Origin of the sequence: Candidatus Stygibacter australis (assembly GCA_030765845.1) — a bacterium.
Taxonomy (GTDB): domain Bacteria; phylum Cloacimonadota; class Cloacimonadia; order Cloacimonadales; family TCS61; genus Stygibacter; species Stygibacter australis.
Window position 1 is genome coordinate 1 of the sequence record JAVCDJ010000271.1, and the last position, 6,579, is coordinate 6,579.

Below are 6,579 nucleotides of genomic sequence, written 5' to 3' on the forward strand. Positions count from 1 at the left end.
ATTCTCCCTTGTCTTATAAATTTCTTTGAAGTAATGCCCCTTCGCTCCTGATGAGTTATGTTGTCTCACCGATCATCACTACTACGAGCATCTCCGACTGCCTTTACGCCTGTTTTCCATTTCGTTTACACTTATAGGAATTCATTAAGGTTGCCGACCTTAACATAAAGGCTCTCTCACGTTTAGCATACCTCCTTTTGCAAGCACGCCATCAGTTATAACTCCGACAGCCCCTGGTAGTGCTTATTTCTGTTTCTTCCTACCAGATTACAGGTTACATCTTATCAGACAGACTCACCGACTGCAAGGTTTAACGAAGCTAAACCCGTTCGCTTTCGCTACGGCTTACTTACCGATTCAAAGAGCTTTGACTATTCCATTACTGGAGATAGTCATCTTTTTCACTTCCGGCTGAACAGAAAATTAACCGGACTGGACTTTCACCAGCTAGAGGTACACCACTTCGTGACGCACCTGAACACACGAATTAACATAGATAAAGTAGGACAAAATTAATCACAGAAAATCTAACAATAAATCTCACTCAGGGCAGACACACCATCCTACGCCTACTACGTCACTTAAGATATGGAGTACTTACAGAAGGCTACGGCACGGTAAGCAGGTTTGCTCATACTGCGAGCAACGGTTTGGTGTATCACTTATTCAGGAAAGATGCACAAAGAAATTTGAGTAGTCTCCAGCAAGGCTAAACTGTTAATGATAAGATATTATTTGACAGCTTTGGAGTGATTAGTACTATTTTGTCACATACGGGTAAGGGATAAAGAGATAAAGAAAAACATCATGCCTGAACTACATAAATATTATACATAATATTATCAAATGTTAACAGAAACTTTAACAGCCTGGGAAAAGCATTTTAAGATTAATCTCTTGATGTGAAACTAGACGAAGCGAGAGGGAAGTTAGGAATAGATCAATTATTTGCTCCAGAAACTTATTAAAAAGAAGGACAGAACATCGAATTATGAGCCAGATTTTGAACGAATTCAGGATATCAAATTTTCAGTATAATGGATTAATATTATTATGGAACTTGCGCAATTGATACCTAAAAGTGTGAGTAGGGATCAATCAGGGAAAAATAAGTAATAGATTAAAAATAAACTGGAGGGAGTTATGAAAAACTCTATGATTTTTTTGGTTTTACTTTTTGTGGTATCGGCATTATTTTCTAATAATGACATTGTACCGGCGGATGTAATTGAAGATATAGCTGTGAGGAATGCAGAAGCACTATGGGGAGATGTGACAACCGGCAGGGTTATACCATATTACTATAGTGATGAAGAGATTGTGGCATACCGTTATAATTTCTATCAGGGAGATAGATTTCCTGATGAACCGGACCTGTCAGCGAATAAGGGATTTTGCACCATGCTATTGAGTGCACGCCGTGATATGCCCGTGGTTCTGGAACATTCAGAGACACTTTCTCATGAATATTTATTGGGAGATAAATTGCGGATAATAGCAGAAAAAGAGGTTGGCATTGGCTACAAATTGGAGAGAGTTTATTACCTTACAACTGCTAATGTGTGGTATTGTGTCAGCAATGGCAGTGAAAGAAAATTTATACGCGTATTGCCGCCACCGAAAGTACTGGATGAGGCTGAGTTCTTTGAATTTGCAGCAACATTCAATTTTTTCTGCGATCAGGAGGATTTCTCTGATGAATGGGCAGCTTTTGAAAGTGGAGAACGGGAACTGACACGAACACAAGTATTACTTGAAAATCATGAATACATGCCATTTTATTCATGGCATCATGGTTGCGGACCAACGGCAGCATCAATGCTGCTTGCCTGGTTCGATTATAATTCCATAAATACTTATGAGAATTACTCCAATCTGGTTGACTGGCATTATACTGAGTGGGATGACGTGCCAGACAGTGTACAATGGCATCATTTTGATTATCATATTCCAAACACATCTTATGAACTGGCAGATGAGATGGAAACAGATGGTTCGGGTAGTACTTACTGTGATAATATGGTTCCCGGAACATGTGGAGTTGCCAATGGGTATCATGACTATGAATTTACCGGGACATATTATGATGATCATGGTACGACCTGGTATTTCAATAATATACGAGATTTCGTTGATGACGGTTTACCGATCATGATCTGGATCAATGAGAATCATTTTGTGACAGCTATGGGTTATTGCGAAGCTAACAATGAAATAGCAATACATGATCCCAATGTAGGCTCAATAGACTGGATCAGCAAATCGATAATAGATGGTTCTTTCGCAATCTGGCCAGATGGTGATTTCGGCAATGCATTTAATTTGCAGTATCCTCACGGGGATTTGCGATATTTTCAGTATGGAAATGGAACTCCAGGTGAAAGTTATGAAGGTAATGATATATGTGAAATTCACTGGCTGTCTGATATGGGGAATGCCTATAATGGGACTGTGACAATAATAATAAATAAAGACAGTGATGATACAGACCTGATGTTAATAGCAGAAGACCTTCCCAATACAGGCTACTACTGGTGGCAGATTCCTAATAATATAGATTCTGAGAAATGCCGGATCTGGATAGAGTTATATGATCTGAATGGTACATTGATTGGTGCTGACGGCAGTTATGGAGATTTTGAAATTCATCCCGGGGGCAGTTTTGATGAGCTTACGTATGATGATAGAGAGGCTACCACAAGTGACCCTGATTTCTTCTGGTTTGATCATAATGAAGCAAATTGGGGAGTAGTGGGAGTAAGGTCTGATGAAGTTAGCGATAACTGGGGATTGGCATTATTTAATGATAGTGATTTCAGCCAGGTGATCAAAGGTTCACAGCACTCTACCGGAACAGTAAATTTGATTGCCATCGATGGAAATCATGCCCCTTCTCCGGAAAGGGGATTGCGAGTAGCACATTATGATAATGAAACAACATCTGATATGGCAATGGTGGAGATGGAAGGTGAAGCGGGAGAGAATCTTTCGCAAGGAATGAATCCGCAGGAAACATGGCCAGCCGGTGATGTGTGTGAGATCTGGGATGTTTATCTAACTCCCTCAGTATATACTATTACGCTTGATGTATTATCAGGATCAGCAAATCTTGATCTGGGAATATTTGGTTCAACCCCGGGTTATTATTATAAAGACATAAGTGAGTTACTCACAAGCAGTACAAATCATGGATCCGGGCAGGATGAATCGATTACTATAACAATAACTCAAGCAGATTATTACGGCGTTTGCGTCTGGGCATTGAATGAAAGCTCAGCAGAATTCCGGATCAATATTGGGGGACCTGGTGCATGGGATGGCAGCATAAGCAGCAACTGGTATGATAGTGAGAACTGGGCAAACGGTGTAGTGCCTGATGCAAACACTGATGTACTTATACCTTCACCAGATGAATATGGCTATCATCCGGAGATAGTATCATCTGTTGACTGTGGGAACCTCGTGGTTTCTGATGATGCGCATATTGAAATCTCTGGAGAAGGCACAATGAGAATCTACGGAACAACGGAAATTCATGGCAATATCCAAATAGCATCAGGATCAGGTTCATTAGATTGTCTTGGTAATGTTCACTGGTTTGATGGCTCGCATTTGACTGATACAGGCTCAATGAACATAAATGTTTACAATGACTGGACAGCAGATGAAGGTTCTTATATCAACCTGACTGAAAGCGACATCATTTTTGTTGGAACACAGGATAGTTATATTCTGATCAATACGGATGATTTTTATGTTGAAGATCTGCGTTTATACAAAACAGAGACATCTGAAGTTGTTTTTGATGAAGAGTCCAGTGAAGAACTGGAAGTAAACAGTTTGTTTGTGTTACCACCAACAACGTTCAGGGTACTCACAGAAGCTCCTGTAGAAGTTCATAATGGTCTTTTGAGCTTAAGTGGAACAATCATTTTTGAAGTTGGTTCTTTGAATTTCATGGAGTCTGATTGTCAAATGTGGTCTAATCCAGCCAGCGAGTTTTGTGAGATATATGTTGATGATAATGCCTCTCTAAGTCTGAGTGGAGCAACTCATATCAGGCTTCATACGATGCTCAATTATGGGGAATTGAATATATACTTAGATACCATTGAAGTCACTGGCGGCTGGTATAATACAAGTGGAGAAATTAACACATTTGGTTCAACCGTGATTTTTAATGGAGAAGGTAATCAGTATGTAAATGAATCTGATTTTGTGAATGTAGAACTTGATAAGCCTTATGGAGGGGAGCTGATCATCTCAAATGGAGATGTACTAAACTGTGAAAGCTATAATTATACGTCAGGTACGATCAGGGTAAATGGTGGCAGTTTTACAGCTAATGATATAGCAGATGTTCGTGTGAAGGGAAATTATATTCTGGATGGAGGAAGCATTGATCTGCATCAGGGAACAAGCAGTTTTGAATATGTGGACCTGGATGCGAATATCTGGATCTATGATGGTACTTTCAATATCCATGGAGGTTATCCCTGGCCCAGTGAATGGGCATATACGAGGGGAATTACCCTTTTTATGGAGGGTGGAGTCCTTGATTTTAAGGATAACGGGATTTTTATTTCAGAAACGGGTCATGAGCTTACTGATATCATCACTGGAGGAACTATTCGAACCAGTGGAGATTTCAAGGTTGAAGAAAACGGTTTTTATCCGGCAGGTGGTCAGATTGAGCTGTATGGTGGAGGAACTGCACATTGCTATAATAATCCCGGTAGCAGTTTTCGTAATTTACGGGTGAATAAAGGATCAAGCACACGTGAAGATGAAGAAAGAGACCGTTTAAACCGGGTTATCTTCGATAATGATACCACTATTGATCAAGATCTGATTGTTGATAGCGGCTTTATTCAGATAAATGATATATCCCTGACCATAGGAGATGATCTAAGTTTTTATGGTGGCTTGAATATGGACAGCGAGGATGACAGAATTTACATAAATAATAATGTAAGATGGTATAACGGTTCTAATGCTACAGTATATAACGGAGAATTTCATGTGGGCGGCAACTGGATGTTCTATAATGGCATAAATTGCCAGTTTGAACCGGACAATGTGGTGTATTTTAATGGGAATGCCAGCACAACTATTAGCTCATATTCCACAACTGCCTGTTTTGGTGATGTGAAAATCGATAAGGAAACTGGCGTTACGCAAGTGCATAGCTATAATAATAACACAGTTCAAATTTCAGGAGACCTGGAAGTGTTATCAGATAACACTTTTGATCTGAATGGAAACGATTTGACTGTAGATGGAATGATAGACCTTTATACAGGTTCACAGTTCATAATGGATAATGGCTCTGAAGTTACTACAAACAACCTCTATATGCAGGGCAGTCTTACTCAGAATGGAGGAGATATCACCATATCAGATAATTTCACTCAATATACTTCCGGCAGTTTAACGATCGAAGGAGGCAATTTCATCATTGATATGCCTTATGAGGGTAGTTATGAAAGTTTTGCCGGGGAAGTAATATTGAATGATGGTAATTTGCAGATCAGCAATAACGGTATCCAGTTTGGAGAAGATACAGATTTTCTGCAGTCAGGAGGGACTTTGACGATTGGATGGGGTTTCCGAGCACCTTACCCTGGGACATTTCATCAGGATGAGGGAACCATCGAATTTGGAGGCTCACTGAATTGCCAGATCATTTGCGCTGCAAATAACTGGTTTAATGAAGTTGTGATCAATAAAAGCGGAACAACAGGAAATTGCCAGATGTCAGACCCGATCACAATAAACGAGAATCTTACGATTCTGGATGGAAAGCTTTCTACCGATGGCAATCAGTTAACAGTGTGGAAGTCTATCAATATTGGAGCTGAAGGAATACTGGATGCTGATGAGGGACTTGTGCTGGTGGGTGAGAACTGGAGTAATGAGAATGGAGCTGCCGGATTTGTGGAAACTAACAGTATGGTCCGCTTTTTTAACTATCTACCTGGTGAGATCTTAAATGATGAGACTTTTTATAATTTGACTATCTTAAAAGATTTAACGCCAGGTTATTATCTTGAAATACCGGAAGGAAATACGGTTCATGTATTGAATAACCTGCATATATCAGATGGTACTCTGATGATGCACACAGACAGCAGTCTGGATGTGGATAGAGATATAACCATCGAGGATGATGCAGGACTAAATTGTTATGTACTGGATGAGAATACAACCATTAATATTGGCAGACACTGGTATGACTATAATGATGAAATAACTTTTCAGGAAAGCTTTAACAGAGGTCAGTCAACAGTGATCTTTGATGGTGAATCAAATCAGGTCGTGGAAGCAATCCGTGATCCTTATGATTTTGAAAATCTGACAATTGATCAAACCGGAGATTATTTCTTACCTCAATCAAACATGATAATTGTAGGTGATCTCAATATTATAGACGGCTGCTGGAATAATGGCGATCAGGGAATGACACATTATTTATCAGGTAATGTGACGATCTGTGAAGACGGCTGGTGGGACAATATGGGAACTGTGATCTTCAACACTACCAGAGAAGCGTCATTTGAGCGGATGGGACCAGGTGTA

The 6,579-nt window shown here is 39.8% G+C and carries 1 protein-coding gene; it reads left to right on the plus strand.

What is annotated here, in order from left to right; translation table 11 throughout:
• Window positions 1-1,143 precede the first annotated feature (1,143 nt).
• The coding region (locus RAO94_13785) for a hypothetical protein (GenBank protein MDP8323411.1) at window positions 1,144-6,579 on the plus strand (5,436 nt) is incomplete at its 3' end.